Genomic DNA, 17,183 nt, shown 5'->3' with positions numbered 1-17,183 from the left:
CTGTGCGGTTGTTACGTTTAACATAGGTCATCTTAGCCGATGTTTCATCGCCCGATCGCACTGTGGCAACTCTTTGCCGTTCAACGCGTTGGTCCAACATAAATGCGCCTGTGAGGCGTAACAGCAAATACGCCGGAGGACCCAAAATGGCCGATATCTATGCCGCAATCAAAGCGGATCACGACGAACACCGCAAACTGATGGACCGGATCGCCGACACCACGGGTGCAAGCGATGAACGGAAAGAGGCTTGGGATGCGTTCTATCATGACGTGAAAAGCCATGCCGCAGCCGAGGAAGAGACGTTTTATTCCAAGCTGATTTCAAAGACATGGGGGCAAGATGCGGCCCGCCACTCTGTGCACGAACATCAGCAGTTGGATGATCTGATGGAAGAGCTGAACGAGATGGATATGTCATCGTCGGGCTGGCTGAACAAATTCAAGACGCTTCAGCATGACTACGATCACCATATGGAAGAAGAAGAGAACGAGGTGTTTGGTCGCGCTAAAGAGGTCATCCCCGAGGACGAGATCGCGGGCTTTGGCGACCGGTTTGAAAAGCGCAAAGCCGAAGAGCGTGGCTTGATCGACGAGAAACGCGAAGACAGTCTGGAAGACTGAAACGCAAAAGCCGCACCCTTTGGGCGCGGCTTTTGATTTGCGGTTTACGCCGCTCAGCTTTCAGGTGGCAGAACGCGCAGGCGCAATTCGCGCAACTGTTCGTTCATCGGCTCGTTCGGGGCACCCATCATCAGGTCCTCGGCGCGCTGGTTCATCGGGAACATGATGACCTCGCGGATGTTGGAGGCATCGGCCAGCAACATCACGATCCGGTCGATACCAGCAGCACAGCCACCGTGGGGCGGCGCGCCGTATTGGAACGCGTTGACCATGCCGCCGAAGCGCTTCTCGACCTCGTCTTTGCCATAGCCCGCAATTTCAAACGCCTTGAACATGATCTCCGGCTTGTGGTTCCGGATCGCGCCCGACACGAGTTCATAGCCGTTGCAGGCAAGGTCATATTGGTAACCCAGAACCTCAAGCGGATCGCCGTTCAGCGCGTCCATACCGCCTTGCGGCATGGAGAACGGGTTGTGTTCGAAGTCGATCTTGCCGCTCTCTTCGTCCTGTTCGTAGATCGGGAAGTCCACGATCCACGCAAAGGCAAAACGGTTGGTATCGGTCAGGCCAAGCTCATCCCCGATGACGGTGCGGGCCTTGCCTGCAACGCCTTCAAACGCCTTTGGTTTGCCACCAAGGAAGAACGCCGCATCGCCAAGACCGAGGCCAAGTTGCTGGCGGATCGCCTCTGTCCGCTCTGGCCCGATGTTTTTGGCCAGCGGGCCAGCCGCTTCCATGCCGCCTTCAACCTCGCCTGATTTCAGCTTGGCTTGCGCTTCTTTCACTGTGATGCCCAGTTCTTGCGCCACAGCATCCGCTGTCTTTTCGCGCCAGAAGATGTAGCCCATGCCGGGCAGACCTTCCTTTTGCGCAAAGACGTTCATGCGGTCACAGAACTTGCGCGAGCCACCTTTGGGGGCGGGAATGGCGCGCACTTCGGTGCCGTCCTGCTCCAGCAGTTTGGCGAAAATCGCAAAGCCGGAGCCTGCGAAGTGTTCGGAAACAACCTGCATCTTGATCGGGTTACGCAGATCGGGCTTGTCGGTGCCATACCAAAGGGCCGCGTCGCGGTAGCTGATCTGTTCCCACGTCTGGTCCACTTTGCGACCACCGCCAAATTCCTCGAAAATGCCAGTCAGCACGGGCTGTATCGTGTCGAACACGTCCTGCTGTTCGACGAACGACATCTCGAGATCAAGCTGGTAGAAATCTGTCGGCGAACGGTCAGCGCGCGGGTCTTCATCCCGGAAACACGGTGCGATCTGGAAATACTTGTCGTAGCCGGACACCATCAACAGCTGTTTGAACTGCTGCGGCGCTTGCGGCAGCGCGTAGAATTTACCGGGGTGCAGGCGCGACGGGATCAGGAAGTCGCGCGCGCCTTCGGGGGAGGACGACGTGATGATCGGTGTCTGATATTCGCGGAAGCCTGTGTCCCACATACGGCGACGCATGGATGCCACCACGTCAGAGCGCAGCTTCATGTTTTCCTGCATCGCCTCGCGACGCAGATCAAGGAAGCGGTATTTCAGGCGTGTTTCTTCAGGATATTCCTGATCGCCGAACACCATTAGCGGCAATTCCTTGGACGCACCCAGCACTTCGATGTCGCGGATAAAGACTTCAACCTCGCCTGTCGGCAGCTTGGCGTTGACCAGTTCAGGGTCGCGGGCTTTCACCTCGCCGTCAATGCGAATGCACCACTCGGACCGGACCTTTTCCACTTCGGAAAACGCAGCCGAATCCGGATCGCACAGCACTTGCGTGATGCCATAGTGATCGCGCAAGTCGATGAACAGGATACCGCCGTGATCGCGCACGCGATTGACCCAGCCGGACAGGCGGACGGTGTCGCCGACATTGGCCGCTGTCAGCTCTGCGCAGGTGTGGGTTCTATAGGCGTGCATGGTGTCATCCTCGGGCGTAAAATATCCCGCCCGATACACCTTGTTCGCCTCGTGAAGTCAAGCGCCGCTGGTCGGTTGCATGCCCAAACGGAGCGGGATTGCTTACTCGGCTGCTAGCAGTTTGTCTTGCAGGACCATCGGGGTCAGCATCTTGACGATGTGCACGCCGCGCGGGAATGCGGTTTCGTCTGTCATTTCGCCAGGGAAACCGATTGTTTCGATACCGGCAGCCACCGCAGCTTCGGCGGATGATGGAGTATCTTCGATGGCAAGCACGTCATCAGCAGACAGGCCCAGTTCCTTAAGCGCGTCTTGGTAGATGTCAGGCGCAGGCTTGGACTTTTCGATTTTGCTCGCGTCGCCGATATAATCAAATTCGTCTTGGTTCAGATTGTCACCAAGCGCTTCAAAAATGGCATCTGACTGATCTTTGCCGGTGCTGGTGACAAAGCCGATTTTCATGCCCTCGTTCTTTGCGCTGTCGATCACGTCGCGCACACCGTCACGCAAGGTCAGACCTTCGGAGCGCATCAATTGGCCGAAGATGCGCACCTTATCTGCATGAAGCTGTGCGGCATCTACTGTCTCACCCAGATGATCGGCAAATCGCTGGATGCGCGCTTGCCCACCGGATTTTTTCAGCATTTCCTCGTATTCCGAAGGGGCCCAATACCAATCCACGCCCGCTTCAACGAAGGCCAGATTGAAGGCACGTCGTTGCATTTCGGTGGTCTCGACGATGGTGCCAATCGCACCGAAAAAAATGGCTTGGTAGGTCATGGGAGCAGTTCCTTACGCGAGGGCAATTGAAAGCCTAACCGTTTTGACCGTGATTGGTTCCAAGCCCGAAACGACGCCCGAATTTTGAGGAATGGGGCAAATGTGCTAGTCCATGGAAATTATTGGACGAAAGATATTTCGATGAGCAATTTCTGGCAACGCACATTGGACGCGACGCTAGCGAGGCTGATCCGTCAGGGATGCCTCACGGTTGAATGGCCCGATGGCGGAAAGTCGACATATAATGGCAGCCCACGGCTTGAGGCGCACATGCGGCTGACCGATCCCGTGATTGTCCGCAGGCTGTGCTTACAGCCGGAATTGTCGCTGGGTGAAGGTTATACCGAAGGGCTAATCGAAACCGACGATCTGTTTGCCCTGCAATGTCTGCTTTTCATCAACTACGACATCACCCTTTTGCCGCGCTGGGTTCAGGCGATGACGAAAGGGCAGATGGCGCTCAAATCGGTCATCCAGAAGAACACACCGCATTCCAGCCGCAGGAACGCCGCCCACTCCTATGACCTGACGGACGAGTTATTCGCGCTCTTTCTGGATGAGGATCGCCAGTATACTTGCGCGTATTTCTACAAGGACGGTCTGACGCTGGAGGACGCGCAGATCGCCAAGCGGCACCACATCGCCAGAAAGCTGCTGATTGAACCGGGGATGAAGGTGCTCGATATCGGTTGCGGCTGGGGTGGCATGGGTCGCACGCTAGCACGCGATTACGGCGCGGATGTCACCGGCATAACGCTTTCCGTCAATCAGGCGGCCTATGCCAACGACCGCGCAAAAGCCGAAGGACTGGGCGACAAAGCGCGCTATGAATTGCTCGATTACCGCAAGATGCGCGGCAATTTTGACCGGATCGTCACGGTTGGGATGTTAGAGCATGTGGGCGTGACACAGTTTCGCGACTACTTTGGGCAGGTCAAAAAGCTGCTGAATACCGGTGGTGTGGCGCTGACCCATTGCGTGATGCGCAACACGCCACCTGCCCTGCCGTCTGCGTGGATGTTGAAATACATCTTCCCGGGAGGCTATGCCCCGGCGGTGTCAGAAGTCCTGCCAGTGATGGAGAAAGAGGGTCTGAAGATCACCGATATGGAGATCTGGCGCGGGCACTATGCCAAAACGATCCACGAATGGCGCATGCGCACCGAGGCAAACGCCAAACGGATCACCCAGATGTATGACGCGCGATTTTTACGCATGTGGCGGTACTATCTGTCTGGCACAGAAGCGGTTTTCTATTATGGCAACCAGTGTAATTTCCAGCTTCAGATGGCGCACGATATGGCCGACGTGCCTGCGACGCGCGACTATATAAGTGATCCGGCCAACAGGCAGTTTATTCCTCTGCCATATTAAGCCTTCATCCCCCCTTGCACCCGCCCCGTGCATCCCTATAACGCAGGACAATTTGCATATGAGGGGGCTGCCGCCATGCCAAAACGTGATGATATTAAGTCGATCATGATTATCGGCGCGGGCCCTATTATTATCGGGCAGGCCTGCGAATTCGACTATTCCGGCGCACAGGCGTGTAAGGCGCTCCGCGAGGAAGGCTATCGCGTCATCCTTGTGAACTCCAACCCCGCGACGATCATGACCGATCCGGGGCTGGCGGATGCCACATATATCGAGCCGATCACGCCAGAGGTTGTCGCCAAAATCATCGAGAAAGAGCGCCCCGACGCGCTTTTGCCGACGATGGGCGGGCAGACAGGCTTGAACACGTCGCTGGCGCTGGCCGACATGGGCGTGCTGGAAAAATTCAACGTCGAGATGATCGGCGCCAAGCGCGAAGCCATTGAGATGGCCGAAGACCGCAAGCTCTTCCGCGACGCGATGGACCGTCTGGGGATCGAAAACCCCAAGGCGACAATCATCACAGCGCCCAAGCTGGACGACGGCAAGCGCGATATCAAGGCAGGCCTGCAACTTGCCATCGACGCGATTGAATACGTGGGTCTTCCCGCAATCATCCGCCCCGCCTTTACCCTTGGCGGCACCGGCGGTGGTGTGGCGTATAACCGCGAAGAGTATGAATACTATTGTCGGACGGGCATGGAAGCCTCACCCGTGGGTCAAATCCTTGTGGACGAGTCGCTGCTGGGTTGGAAAGAATTCGAGATGGAGGTTGTCCGCGACAAGGCCGACAACGCCATCATCGTTTGCGCCATCGAAAATGTGGACCCGATGGGCGTGCACACAGGCGACAGTATCACTGTGGCCCCTGCCCTGACGCTGACAGACAAAGAATACCAGATCATGCGCACGCATTCCATCAACGTGCTGCGCGAGATTGGCGTCGAAACAGGCGGATCAAACGTGCAGTGGGCTGTGAACCCCGCGGATGGCCGCATGGTTGTGATCGAGATGAACCCGCGCGTGTCCCGCTCCTCCGCGCTGGCGTCGAAAGCCACGGGTTTTCCGATTGCCAAGATCGCCGCGAAACTGGCCGTCGGCTTCACGCTCGACGAGTTGGACAACGACATCACAGGCGTGACGCCTGCATCGTTCGAGCCGACGATTGACTACGTCGTCACCAAAATCCCACGTTTCGCCTTCGAGAAATTCGCGGGCGCAGAACCGTACCTGACCACTGCGATGAAATCCGTGGGCGAAGCGATGGCCATTGGCCGGACCTTCCACGAATCCATGCAAAAGGCGCTGGCGTCGATGGAAACGGGCCTGACCGGCTTTGACGAAATCGACATTCCCGGTGCGCCTGACGCGGCCGCCGTCACCAAAGCGCTGGCCAAGCAAACGCCGGATCGTATCCGCGTGATTGCGCAGGCGATGCGCCACGGGCTGTCGAACGACGATATTCAGGCCGTGACCAAGTTTGACCCGTGGTTCCTTGACCGTATCCGCGAGATTATCGACGCAGAGGCGGACATCCGCAAAAACGGCCTGCCCACGACCGAAGACGCCCTGCGCGCGATCAAGATGCTCGGTTTCACCGATGCGCGCCTTGCCACTTTGACTGGCCGTGACGAAGATAACGTGCGCCGTGCGCGTCAGAACCTTGGCGTCAACGCTGTGTTCAAGCGGATCGACACATGCGCCGCCGAGTTCGAGGCCCAGACGCCCTACATGTATTCTACCTACGAGACGCCCGTCATGGGTGACGCGGAATGCGAAGCGCGACCTTCGGATCGTAAAAAGGTCGTCATTCTTGGCGGCGGTCCAAACCGGATCGGACAGGGTATCGAGTTTGACTATTGCTGCTGTCACGCCTGTTTCGCCCTGACCGATCAGGGGTACGAGACGATCATGATCAACTGCAACCCCGAGACAGTTTCGACGGATTACGACACATCGGATCGCCTGTATTTCGAACCGTTGACGTTCGAGCATGTGATGGAAATCCTGCGGGTCGAGCAGGACAACGGCACGCTGCACGGTGTGATCGTTCAATTCGGTGGGCAAACCCCGCTGAAGCTCGCCAATGCGCTGCATGACGCGGGCATCCCCATCCTTGGCACAACGCCTGACGCGATTGATCTGGCCGAAGACCGCGAGCGTTTCCAGCAGCTTGTGCAGAAACTGGGGCTCAAGCAGCCGGTCAACGGGATCGCGTCTACGGATGAAGAGGCGCTTGCGATTGCGGAAGACATCGGCTTCCCTCTCGTGATCCGTCCGTCTTTTGTTCTGGGTGGCCGCGCGATGGAAATCGTGCGCGATATGGACCAGTTGCGCCGCTATATCTCCGAGGCTGTGGTGGTCTCTGGCAAGTCGCCCGTCCTGCTCGATAGCTATCTATCTGGCGCGGTCGAAGTCGATGTGGACTGCCTCTCAGACGGCACCGACACCCACGTCGCTGGCATCATGCAGCATATCGAAGAAGCCGGCGTGCACTCGGGCGACAGCGCCTGTTCGCTGCCGCCGCATAGCCTGCCCGAAGACATCATCCTTGAGATCCGCAAGCAGACCGAGGCTTTGGCCAAGGCGCTGAACGTCGTGGGCCTGATGAACATCCAGTTCGCTGTGAAAGACAATGAGGTTTATCTCATTGAGGTGAACCCGCGTGCATCGCGCACTGTGCCGTTTGTGGCCAAAGCCACAGACAGCGCCATTGCGTCGATCGCTGCTCGCCTCATGGCAGGTGAGCCGCTGTCGAACTTCCCCAAGCGCGCGCCTTACCCCGAGACCGACAACCCGATGGATGTACTGCCGCTGGGCGACGCCTTCACCTTGGCCGATCCGAAAACTCCGTGGTTCAGCGTGAAAGAGGCCGTGCTGCCCTTCGCCCGCTTCCCCGGTGTTGACACGATCTTGTCGCCAGAGATGCGCTCAACCGGTGAGGTCATGGGCTGGGACCGCAACTTTGCCCGCGCTTTTCTTAAGGCGCAGATGGGCGCTGGCGTAGACCTGCCAACCGAAGGCTGCGTGTTCATGTCGATCAAGGACATGGACAAATCCGCCGACATGGCCGACGCCGCACGCATCCTGACCGACCTTGGACTGACCATCGCGGCCACACGTGGCACAGCGGGCTGGCTTACGGAACAGGGCATTGCCTGCGAGACAGTGAACAAAGTCTACGAGGGCGGGCTGACCATCGTGGATCGCCTGAAAGACGGGCACATCGCGCTGGTGATGAACACCACCGAAGGCGCACAAGCGGTTGAAGACAGCCGCGATATTCGCGCCGTGGCCCTTTATGACAAGATCCCATACTTCACCACCGCCGCCGCATCCCACGCCGCGGCCTTGGCCATGAAAGAGCGGATGGCAGGCGACGTGGACGTGCGCGCGTTGCAGGGCTAGCCGCCCCCCGCGGGGTCATGGCATCCTGACTTTACCGACTGGGCGCAGGTCACTAGGCTTGCGCCCATTGTCGTTTAAGTCTTTGCAGGTCATTCCGCCATGTCGTCGCGCATTATCCAAATTGTTATCGCCTGCCTTGCAATCGCTGTGATCGGCGTTGGCATATTTGTCATGACGGCTGGCGACACCAGCCAAAGCGCTGAGCGCACACCTGTTGGCACTGCGGCGGAGACACCGCCCCCATGGGATGGCGGTGATATCGCGCGTGGGAGCGAGCCACCCGCGGTGCCGCGCAGCGTGCCACCGCGCACCACTACACAACCGCGCACCGCAGCCCCGCCGCCCGAGCCGGTCATTATCGCGCCAGCGCCCGTCATTGTCGCAGAACCGGTGATCATAGAGGCCACGGACGAACGTGATTACGCCACCGTTCTGGTGAACTTCGCCACAAACCGCGTGATGGATGCAGATGCAGATATTCCTGATCGTTTCACCGGTCTTGTTGGTGATCTGGTGTACGGCGATGCCTTGGTGGCCATACCCCGCGATCACGAAGCGGGCGTGCTGGAAAGCCAGAACTGGCTGATGTCATTTATCGTGGCCCCGAACCCCGAAAGCCATGTCCTTGTCGAAACGCTCGACGTGCGCCCGACCGCAGAGATTCTGGCACAGATCAACGCGCAAGCCAGCACAGGCAACGGTGCGGTGCTGGTCTATGTGCACGGCTATAACACCAGCTTTGACAAGGCGGCGCGGCGCATGGGGCAGATGACCTATGATCTTGGCTGGGACGGGGCCGCGTTCTTTTACAGCTGGCCCAGTCGCGCGCAGGCAGGGCTTTATTTCACGGACGACACAGCCGCCGACCAGTCCATCCGCGTGATGAAACAGGTTCTTGGCGATCTCGGGTCGCTGCCCGATAGCCCCGATATCATCCTAATCGCACACTCCATGGGAACACGCGTTCTGTCAGAGGCGCTGCAACAGTTGGTCACCGAAGGCACGCCTGTCACGAACAGGATCAGCACGCTGATCTTGGCCGCACCCGACATCGACAAGCAGGTCTTTGTGAACGATATCGCCCCACGTCTGGACGCGATGGAGCAAGCCGCGATTACGCTTTACGCGTCATCCGAGGACAGCGCGCTCAAAGCGTCGCGGGCGGCGCGGGGCTTTACACGGATGGGCGACAGTAGCGACGGGCTCATCCTTGTTGATGGCATCGAGATTGTGGACGCGACGGGTGCAGAAAGCGACTTTTTCGGACACACTTACTTTGGCGATAACGCGACGATCATCGATGATATCTTCGACGTGGTGCACAACCGCCTGCCTGCCGATGAACGCCCGATGCTGGTGCCGCGTGACCATCCCGACGGGACCTACTGGGCGATTGCCGTCCCGTAACGCAGCGGCCCGTTGGACACTGACATGGCGGCGCGTTAGGGTCCGATGATCCATCAGATTGAGGCCAGCATGCACGACGTCGCCATCACCGGAACCGGTGTTTTTACACCCGATCAGACCATCTCGAACGACGAACTTGTTGCCGCGTTCAACGCCTATGCCGACAAATTCAACGCAGATAATGCCGCCGCAATCGCGGCAGGCGATGTTGAGGCGAAAACCCATTCATCCTCCGACTTTATTCTGGCGGCATCGGGGATCGAACGGCGCTTTGTGCTGAACAAATCAGGCGTGCTGGACCCGGACCGGATGTATCCCGCCCTGCCATCGCGCGACGACGAAGACCCCGGCGTCATGGCCGAGATCGGAACGGACGCGGCGACCAAGGCGCTGGCGCAGGCGGGGCTAACGGGTGAAGACATTGATCTGGTGATCTGTGCAGCGTCCAACCATGAACGCGCCTATCCGGCAATTGCCGTGGAAATCCAACAGCTTCTGGGCTGCGGCGGGTTTGCCTTTGATATGAACGTGGCCTGTTCATCTGCGACGTTTGGCATCCAGACAGCGGTGGACATGATCAAAGCAGGGTCGATCCGGCGCGCGTTGGTCGTAAACCCCGAGATTTGCAGCGCCCATCTGGAATGGCGCGACCGTGATTGCCACTTTATCTTTGGTGACGTTGCAACAGCGACAGTGCTGGAACGCGATGAGGGACTGACCGCGCCGCATTTCAAAGTGAAATCCACCCGCTGCGCCACGCAGTTTTCGAACAACATCCGCAACAACAACGGCTTCTTGCGCCGCACACGCGATCACATGGACGACCGGCGTGACATGCAGTTCATGCAAAACGGCCGCAAAGTGTTCAAAGAGGTGCTGCCGCTCGTCAGCAAACATATCGCGGACCACATGGACGATACCGGGGTGCAGGCGGATGACCTGAAGCGCCTGTGGCTGCATCAGGCCAACAAAACGATGAACGACTACATCGGTAAAAAGGTGCTTGGCCGCGTGCCGGAAGACGGCGAGCAGCCCAACATTCTGCAGGACTACGCCAACACCTCGTCTGCGGGGTCCATCATCGCTTTTTCAAAATACTCTGACGACATGGGCAAAGGCGACAAAGGCCTGATCTGTTCGTTTGGCGCAGGGTATTCCGTTGGATCGGTTATCGTCGAACGCGCGTAGGTCGCCAAACTCGGATTAGAGCTTAGTCACCCGCGCGTGGACCTTGGCTGCATCCTCGACCCGTTCCGAATAGCGGTCCGTCAGAAACGGACGCCCGCGTGTCATGTAGGTGAAGCGCACCAGCTCTTCCATGACATCCACAATCCGGTTGTAGAGCGATGAAGGCTTCATGCGGCCTTTCTCGAACTCTTTCCACGCCATTGGCACGGAAGACTGGTTCGGGATTGTCACCATGCGCATCCAGCGGCCTAAAATGCGCAACTGATTGACCGTGTTGAACGACTGAGAGCCGCCGCAGACCTGCATCACCGCCAGCGTCTTGCCCTGCGTCGGGCGGATACCGCCGATTGGGGCCAGCGGCAGCCAGTCGATCTGCGCCTTCATGATCCCCGTCATCGCGCCATGGCGTTCAGGGCTGGACCAGACCATGCCTTCGGACCACATCGCAAGCTCGCGCAATTCTGCAACTTTGGGATGACTGGCATCTGCCCCGTCTGGCAGCGGCAAACCGGTCGGGTCAAATGTTCGCACTTCGCAGCCGAATGCGGTGAGAATCCTCGCGCCCTCTTCTGCCGCCAGTCGCGAATAACTGGTCTCGCGCAGCGATCCGTAGAGCATCAGGATACGTGGGGCGTGTAAATCATCGGTTGCAGAAACCAGTGACGCTACGTCAATCGGGTGCAACTGGTCTGCGTCAATGTTCGGAAGATCGCTTAAATCCATCGGTCAGGCGCTGACGTTCGGGTCTTCAAGGTGCAGCTTCATCTCAAGCAGAACCTTTTGCAAAGCGGTCGTTTCGCGCAGCAGGCGCTTGGCCTCGTTGGTGGTAATTACGCCGTCCTCGATGGACATATTGTATTCACCCATCAGCACCGCAAACCGCTGGCTTAGCTTGATGACATCACTGTTGATCCCACCCTCGCTGTTGCCGCGCTCATCGTCGTAAGACAATGTAATGCCTTTCATTTCTGCCAGCGCAGATGTGACATGCGGGTAAGATGCCGCGGCCTCAAGTGCTGCCACTGCATCCACAGGCATGAACCTGTCGGCGTGTTCGTCACTGTCGGAATAATAACGCCCCAGCGTCGCTTTTGATTTGCCGGTCAGCTTGCAGGCATTCTCGATACCGACATCTTTCACCAAGGCTTCGGTGTGTTTTTTCAGGTAACTGTTATAACCGCTCATGATCTTCCCCCTCATCGCTTTCGTCTTGGTGACGTCTTTCGCAGGACATTTCACCGGGGAAAACAAATAGCTCATTCCCATGCGCAAGTTTAATCCCGTTTGGCACACAAGGGCCAGCCCTGTCAGGCGGGGCAATAGATCGCGACGGCGCTGGCCGCACTTGTGCAACAAACCGATTGATCCGCTGAATGGTCTTGGAAGTTGCGCGTCCACGGCTTTCGAGTCGGCCACTCACGGGGCGGGTGCCAGACGCGATCGGCGCTGGACAATTGAAATTGGATGGGATGCTTGATTTCAGTTGTCCGGCACCGTTAACACGGGGCCTATGGCCAAACTCTATTTCAACTACTCCACGATGAACGCAGGCAAATCCACTGTGCTTTTGCAAGCGTCCCATAACTATATCGAACGCGGAATGCAGACCTATCTGCTGACGGCGCAGTTTGACAATCGGGCGGGCGAAGGTCGCATCGCCAGCCGCATCGGTATTGGTGAACAGGCCGATACGTTTGCCCCGTCCGAAAATCTGTTCACAAAGATTGAAAGCCGTCTGGCCCAAGGCCCCTGTGCCTGTGTCTTTATCGATGAGGCGCAGTTTTTAGAGCCGGATCAGGTCTGGCAACTGGCCCGCGCGGTTGATGATCTGCGGGTGCCGATCATGTGCTTTGGGCTACGCGTTGATTTTCAGGGCAACCTCTTTCCCGGATCAGCGGCCTTGCTGGCGCTTTGCGATGAGATGCGCGAAGTCCGCACAATTTGTCACTGCGGCAAGAAAGCGACTATGGTCGTGCGCAAGGACGATCAGGGCCGTGTGCTGACCGCTGGCGATCAGGTGTCGATCGGCGGCAACGAACGGTATGTATCGCTGTGTCGCAAACATTGGCGGGCCGCGATGGGAGAGGACGTGACATGAAGAAGTGGGCGACATTTGGCGCTGTTCTGGCGGCAATCGGCGCGATGATCGGCTGGGCGCTGTCTGACGATCGCCTGTCCAACGAAGAGCAGGTCGCGATGGCCACAACCGATTTCTATCAAAGCCTGCCTGCCGAAGGATGTGTCACCCGCGCCGAAATCGTTGCCGCAGCCACCGCACGCGATTGGGCGCATGGGCCGCGCGATGATTTCAATTTCTGCATCGCGCCTGACGGGCTGACCGACTGGTATTGGGTCGAACGTCAGCCGCCACTACTGATGTCTACGGAAGATGAAAACCGGCTATACTTCGGCTTTGACCCGCAAGGCTGTAGCGTGGACTGGACCTATGCTGCGTGTGATTAATTCACCGGATTAGGAAGCGCGACACCGCGATCCCACGCCACGATATTATCCAGTGCCATCTGCCCCATCGCCTCGCGCACCTCAAGCGCAGCGGTGCCCAGATGCGGCAAGAGAACCGCGTTTTCCAAAGCTCGCAGGCTTTCCGGCACAAGCGGTTCCTTCGCATAGACATCCAGTCCGGCGCCGCCGATGCGCTTGTCCTGAAGGGCGGCAATCAGCGCCTCTTCGTCCAGCACGTCACCGCGGGCCACATTCACGATCACCGCATGGGGCTGCATGGCAGCAATTGCGGCACTATCAACCAGATTTGTGTTTGCACCGCCGCCAGGCACAGTGATGACGATCACGTCAGACTGGCTCATCAGTGCCTCAAGCGTCTCAACCTGTCGTGACGGAACATCCACCTCTTTCTGAGAGCGGTTGTAGTAGATCACAGGCATGTCGAAGCCGTAGTGGCACCGCCGCGCCACCGCCTGCCCGATGCGGCCCATGCCGATGATACCGACACGCTTGCCCGTGACATGCAGGCCCAGCATCTGTGTCGGGCCCCATCCATGCCATTTACCAGACCTGACAATGCGCTCCCCCTCGCCAGCGCGGCGGCACGTGGAAAGGATCAGCGTCATCGCGATGTCTGCCGTGGCATCTGTCACCACATCTGGCGTGTTTGAAACCGCAACGCCCGCCGCTTTGGCGGCGCTGGCGTCGATATGGTTAAAACCAACACCGAAGTTCGCGACAATGCCGCAGCGGATGTTGTCCGTGGCGAACGCCTCGGCATTGAACTGGTCACCTAACGTTGCCAGCACAGCGTCATAGTCGCGCAGCGCCTCAGCCGCCGCTTGCGGGTCAAGCCCATCGGTGTCGTCGCGCAAAGTCACGTCATAATTGGCCTGTGCGGCGGTGATGGTCGCACCCGGCATCTGCCGCGTAATCAAAAGCTTTTTCAATGCAAACGCCCCCCCTCGGGCACAGGCTGGTCAGGGCCAACAAGAACAACACCACCATCGGCGTCTGGCATGCCCAGCACCAGAACCTCGGACATGAACTTTCCGATCTGACGCGGCGGGAAATTGACGACGGCCAGCACCTGTTTTCCGATCAATCCGTCCGGTGTGTAGTGTGCGGTCAGTTGGGCCGATGTCTTTTTCTCGCCGATCTCGTCGCCAAAATCGATCCAAAGCTTGATCGCAGGCTTGCGCGCTTCCGGATAGGGTTCGGAGCGAAGCACACGACCGACACGCACGTCAACGGCCATAAAATCGTCAAAGCTAATCTCAGTCATTCGCCAGTTCCCGTGACCTGTCAGCCGCAGCCGCAACAGCACGTTCCAACAAGGGCGGGAAGCCGGATTCTGCATCCATCAGCACCTCAAGTGCGGCCTGTGTGGTGCCATTTGGCGATGTGACGTTGACGCGCAGCTGGTCTGGGCCGTCTTCGGCGGCCTGCGCCAAAGCGCCAGCGCCCGCAACCGTCGCCTTGGCCAGCTGCATCGCCATCGCCTCTGGCAAGCCCTGTGCAACACCTGCGGCGGCCAGCGTTTCGATCAGATGAAAGACATACGCCGGACCGGAGCCTGATACGCCTGTGACGGCATCCATCTGGCTTTCGTTATCCAGCCGCACCACCTGACCGATCGCTTCCAACAGCCCTTCGGCCATTTCCAGATGTGCGTCTGACGCCAGATCGTTGCCGATCATCGCCGTGATCCCCTGCCCCACAGCAGCGGGCGTGTTCGGCATGGCCCGCACGATAGGCGTGCCAGCCCCCAACACCGCCTCGAACCGGACAATGGGCGTGCCGGCGGCAACCGAGATAAACAACGTCTGCCCGTTGCCAAGCGCCTGCATATCCGGCAGCGCATCGCCCATTATCTGCGGCTTGACGGCTACCAGAACCACAGCCGGATTTTCCGGCAAAGTCACATTGACATGCACGGCCAGCCCCTTGACCCAATCGCTGGGATTTGGGTCTTGCACCCAGACCGATGACGCAGGCACACCATTCTTGAGCCAGCCTGCCAGCACCGCCGACCCCATTTTGCCGCATCCTAACAGCACCAAACCACGCCGTGCTATGTCATCCAAATTCATCAGCCCATTCCCTCGTGCATCGTTTCAGACGAAGGCTAGTCAAACTCACAGCCAGCCTCAACCGCCGAAACAAGGCACGGCGGGGATGGTTCTTTTTGGTGCGTTGTAGTCAAAAAACGTGGGGCGCCGCCGCTTAGGTTAACGGCAGTCACATGCGTTCAGGCGCGCCCGTAGGCCTCGCTCATCGCGACTTGCACGGCGTCTGCGGGGTCACGTTCGGCCCATGTGACCAGCTGGATCGCAGGGTAATACCGCTCGCAGGATGCAACAGCCGCATTGATCATCGTATCAACCTGATCGGGTCCGGCGACCTGATCGCCCGCCAGAACAAGGCCGTAGCGGTAAACCATCATCTTTTGTTCGCCCCACCATGTGAACGATCCGGCCCAGCACTGATCGTTGATCGTGTTCAGCGCCTCGTAAAGCGCAGGCAAGCGGTGCTCGGGTGGTTCCATCTCGAAGGTGCAGATCAGGCGCAGCGTCTCGTCATAGGCCGACCACGCCAGCGTAATTGCGTATGTGCGCCACTGTGCCTCGACCGCCATGGCGATTTGATCGTCATGAATGCGGTCAAACTCCCAGTCATGATGTTCGGCGATATGCTCCACCAGATCGATGGGGTGCAGGTCTTCGACGTCATAAATCTGTTCCGCAAGTGTCATCTGCTCGGGCCTTTACTGCTGTCGCGGCGCTGCTTGTGTGCGCGCTTACCGCTATGTGCCACCTCTAGGGGCGGTGTCGTTCTTGTTATGCCCCTACGATATATCGTGGTCGCTTGGGGCCTTTGTGTAAAGCAATTTCTTGGGGATAAGTCGCAGCCCCTTGCCATTGGCAGATCATCCCCACAAGGTTGCGCGACCCCGAACATGATCAAATCAAGGTGCATTGCCATGAATACAGACCTGCTCAAACGCCTTTGCGAAACACCCGGTGTGCCGGGCAATGAACATCGCGTGCGCGATCTGATCATGGATGAAGTCGCGGACCTGTTTGACCACATGGAGACAGACGCGATGGGCACGCTTTTGTGTCGCCGCGATGCAAAGAGCGCTGACTCGCCGCGCATCATGCTCTTGTGCCATATGGACGAGATCGGCTTTCTGGTCAGTCACATCAGCAAGGACGGCTATCTTTTCCTACAACCCGTGGGCGGTTTTGATCCGCGCAATCTTTTCTCGCGCCGCGTGCTGGTCTGCACGGATGATGGTGATTTCAAAGGTGTGATGAACCCCGGCGGCAAGCCTATTCACATCTCGTCGCCAGAGGATCGCAAGAAAATCCCCGAGGTCGGCGAATTCTTTGTCGATCTGGGCATGGGCAAAAAAGCGCATGACCACATCAAGGTCGGTGATTTTGTCGTCATGGACGAGCCGTTTATCGAGATTGGCGACAAATTTGTGTCCAAGGCGCTGGATAACAGGATCGCCTGCTGGCTGGGGATCGAGGCGATCCGTAAATTGGCGGACGCAGGGCGCGGCGCCGAAATCCACGTGGCCTTCACCACGCAGGAAGAAGTGGGTTTGCGCGGTGCGCGGACATCATCCTACCGCATCAAGCCGGATATCGGCATTGGGATCGACACGACACTGGCCTGCGACACACCCGGCATTCCCGACAAGGACGCGACAACCACGCAGGGCAAAGGCTTTGGCCTGCATGTGCGCGACAGTTCGTTCATCGCGGATCGCGCGTTGGTGAAAGAGATCGAAGCCGTCGCCATTGCAAATAACATCCCCTATCAGCGCACGATGCTGGCCGCTGGTGGTCAGGATGGTGCGGCGGCACAACAGGCCGCTGCCGGTGCGCGCGCAGTGGGGATCGTCGTTGGCACACGCTATATCCATACGGTGACCGAGATGATCGAGAAGGATGACCTGCAAGCCGCCCTTGATGTCATCGCGGCCTATCTTGCCACATTCGAATGATGCGGGTTTATCGTA

At 58.3% G+C, this 17,183-nt stretch carries 16 protein-coding genes; 8 read left to right on the top strand and 8 right to left on the bottom strand.

Translation table 11 applies throughout. The annotated features are described in order from the left end of the window. Positions 1-146 precede the first annotated feature (146 nt). Complete coding sequence (locus V8J84_RS06630) at positions 147-623, top strand: hemerythrin domain-containing protein (protein ID WP_339929327.1); 477 nt, start codon at positions 147-149, stop codon at positions 621-623. A 53-nt stretch (positions 624-676) separates the two neighbouring features. On the opposite strand, the gene aspS is transcribed toward V8J84_RS06630, so the two are convergent. Both aspS and V8J84_RS06620 read right to left on the bottom strand, forming a co-directional pair. Continuing rightward, positions 677-2,530 (bottom strand): aspartate--tRNA ligase, encoded by a 1,854-nt coding sequence (aspS, locus tag V8J84_RS06625; RefSeq protein ID WP_339929325.1) that lies wholly within the window; start codon positions 2,528-2,530, stop codon positions 677-679. A 102-nt stretch (positions 2,531-2,632) separates the two neighbouring features. After that, complete coding sequence (locus V8J84_RS06620; RefSeq protein ID WP_339929323.1) at positions 2,633-3,310, bottom strand: HAD family hydrolase; 678 nt, start codon at positions 3,308-3,310, stop codon at positions 2,633-2,635. A gap of 141 nt (positions 3,311-3,451) precedes the next feature. Here V8J84_RS06620 and V8J84_RS06615 point away from each other — a divergent pair, with 141 nt between their 5' ends. From V8J84_RS06615 to V8J84_RS06600, 4 genes are all read left to right on the top strand, one after another. Continuing rightward, positions 3,452-4,684: a cyclopropane-fatty-acyl-phospholipid synthase family protein gene (locus V8J84_RS06615; RefSeq protein ID WP_339929321.1), complete on the top strand. Its 1,233-nt coding sequence runs from the start codon at positions 3,452-3,454 to the stop codon at positions 4,682-4,684. A 75-nt stretch (positions 4,685-4,759) separates the two neighbouring features. After that, on the top strand, positions 4,760-8,092 hold the full coding sequence (gene carB, locus V8J84_RS06610; protein WP_339929319.1) for a carbamoyl-phosphate synthase large subunit: 3,333 nt from the start codon (positions 4,760-4,762) through the stop codon (positions 8,090-8,092). Positions 8,093-8,191: 99 nt separating this feature from the next. After that, positions 8,192-9,499 carry an alpha/beta hydrolase gene (locus V8J84_RS06605; RefSeq protein ID WP_339929317.1) on the top strand — a complete coding sequence of 436 codons (1,308 nt, stop codon included), beginning with the start codon at positions 8,192-8,194 and terminating at the stop codon, positions 9,497-9,499. A 69-nt stretch (positions 9,500-9,568) separates the two neighbouring features. Then, positions 9,569-10,687, top strand: coding sequence for a beta-ketoacyl-ACP synthase III (locus V8J84_RS06600; RefSeq protein WP_339930687.1), 1,119 nt, complete (start codon positions 9,569-9,571; stop codon positions 10,685-10,687). A gap of 15 nt (positions 10,688-10,702) precedes the next feature. Here V8J84_RS06600 and arsH read toward each other — a convergent pair whose 3' ends face one another. Then, entirely contained in the window at positions 10,703-11,410 is a 708-nt protein-coding gene (gene arsH / locus V8J84_RS06595) for an arsenical resistance protein ArsH (protein ID WP_339929315.1), read from the bottom strand. A 3-nt stretch (positions 11,411-11,413) separates the two neighbouring features. Then, entirely contained in the window at positions 11,414-11,872 is a 459-nt protein-coding gene (locus V8J84_RS06590; RefSeq protein WP_339929313.1) for a hypothetical protein, read from the bottom strand. Between the two features lie 325 nt (positions 11,873-12,197). On the opposite strand from V8J84_RS06590, the gene V8J84_RS06585 reads away from it, so the two are divergent. Together V8J84_RS06585 and V8J84_RS06580 are read left to right on the top strand one after the other, a co-directional pair. After that, on the top strand, positions 12,198-12,785 hold the full coding sequence (locus V8J84_RS06585) for a thymidine kinase (RefSeq protein ID WP_339929311.1): 588 nt from the start codon (positions 12,198-12,200) through the stop codon (positions 12,783-12,785). Continuing rightward, a complete protein-coding gene (locus V8J84_RS06580) occupies positions 12,782-13,150 on the top strand; it encodes a hypothetical protein (RefSeq protein ID WP_339929309.1) in 369 nt (122 codons plus the stop codon). Before V8J84_RS06585 ends, V8J84_RS06580 begins: the two co-directional genes overlap by 4 nt. Here V8J84_RS06580 and V8J84_RS06575 read toward each other — a convergent pair. The 4 genes from V8J84_RS06575 to V8J84_RS06560 all read right to left on the bottom strand — a co-directional run bounded on the left by V8J84_RS06575 (position 13,147) and on the right by V8J84_RS06560 (position 15,905). After that, positions 13,147-14,073 carry a 2-hydroxyacid dehydrogenase gene (locus V8J84_RS06575; protein WP_339929307.1) on the bottom strand — a complete coding sequence of 309 codons (927 nt, stop codon included), beginning with the start codon at positions 14,071-14,073 and terminating at the stop codon, positions 13,147-13,149. The genes V8J84_RS06580 and V8J84_RS06575 overlap by 4 nt on opposite strands. Before the next feature lie 23 nt (positions 14,074-14,096). After that, on the bottom strand, positions 14,097-14,435 hold the full coding sequence (locus V8J84_RS06570; RefSeq protein ID WP_339929305.1) for a tRNA-binding protein: 339 nt from the start codon (positions 14,433-14,435) through the stop codon (positions 14,097-14,099). After that, entirely contained in the window at positions 14,428-15,243 is an 816-nt protein-coding gene (gene proC / locus V8J84_RS06565) for a pyrroline-5-carboxylate reductase (protein ID WP_339929303.1), read from the bottom strand. The genes V8J84_RS06570 and proC overlap by 8 nt, the downstream gene beginning before the upstream one ends. 158 nt (positions 15,244-15,401) lie before the next feature. Continuing rightward, entirely contained in the window at positions 15,402-15,905 is a 504-nt protein-coding gene (locus tag V8J84_RS06560; protein ID WP_339929301.1) for a YbjN domain-containing protein, read from the bottom strand. Positions 15,906-16,133: 228 nt separating this feature from the next. Between V8J84_RS06560 and V8J84_RS06555 the strand changes: the two genes are divergently transcribed. Further along, positions 16,134-17,168, top strand: coding sequence for a M42 family metallopeptidase (locus V8J84_RS06555; RefSeq protein WP_339929299.1), 1,035 nt, complete (start codon positions 16,134-16,136; stop codon positions 17,166-17,168). Positions 17,169-17,183: the final 15 nt, after the last annotated feature.

Source organism: Yoonia sp. 208BN28-4 (assembly GCF_037543925.1).
In the GTDB taxonomy this organism is placed as follows: domain Bacteria; phylum Pseudomonadota; class Alphaproteobacteria; order Rhodobacterales; family Rhodobacteraceae; genus Yoonia.
Note: the sequence above shows the minus strand (reverse complement) of the source record. Positions and strands in the feature narration are given on the sequence as shown.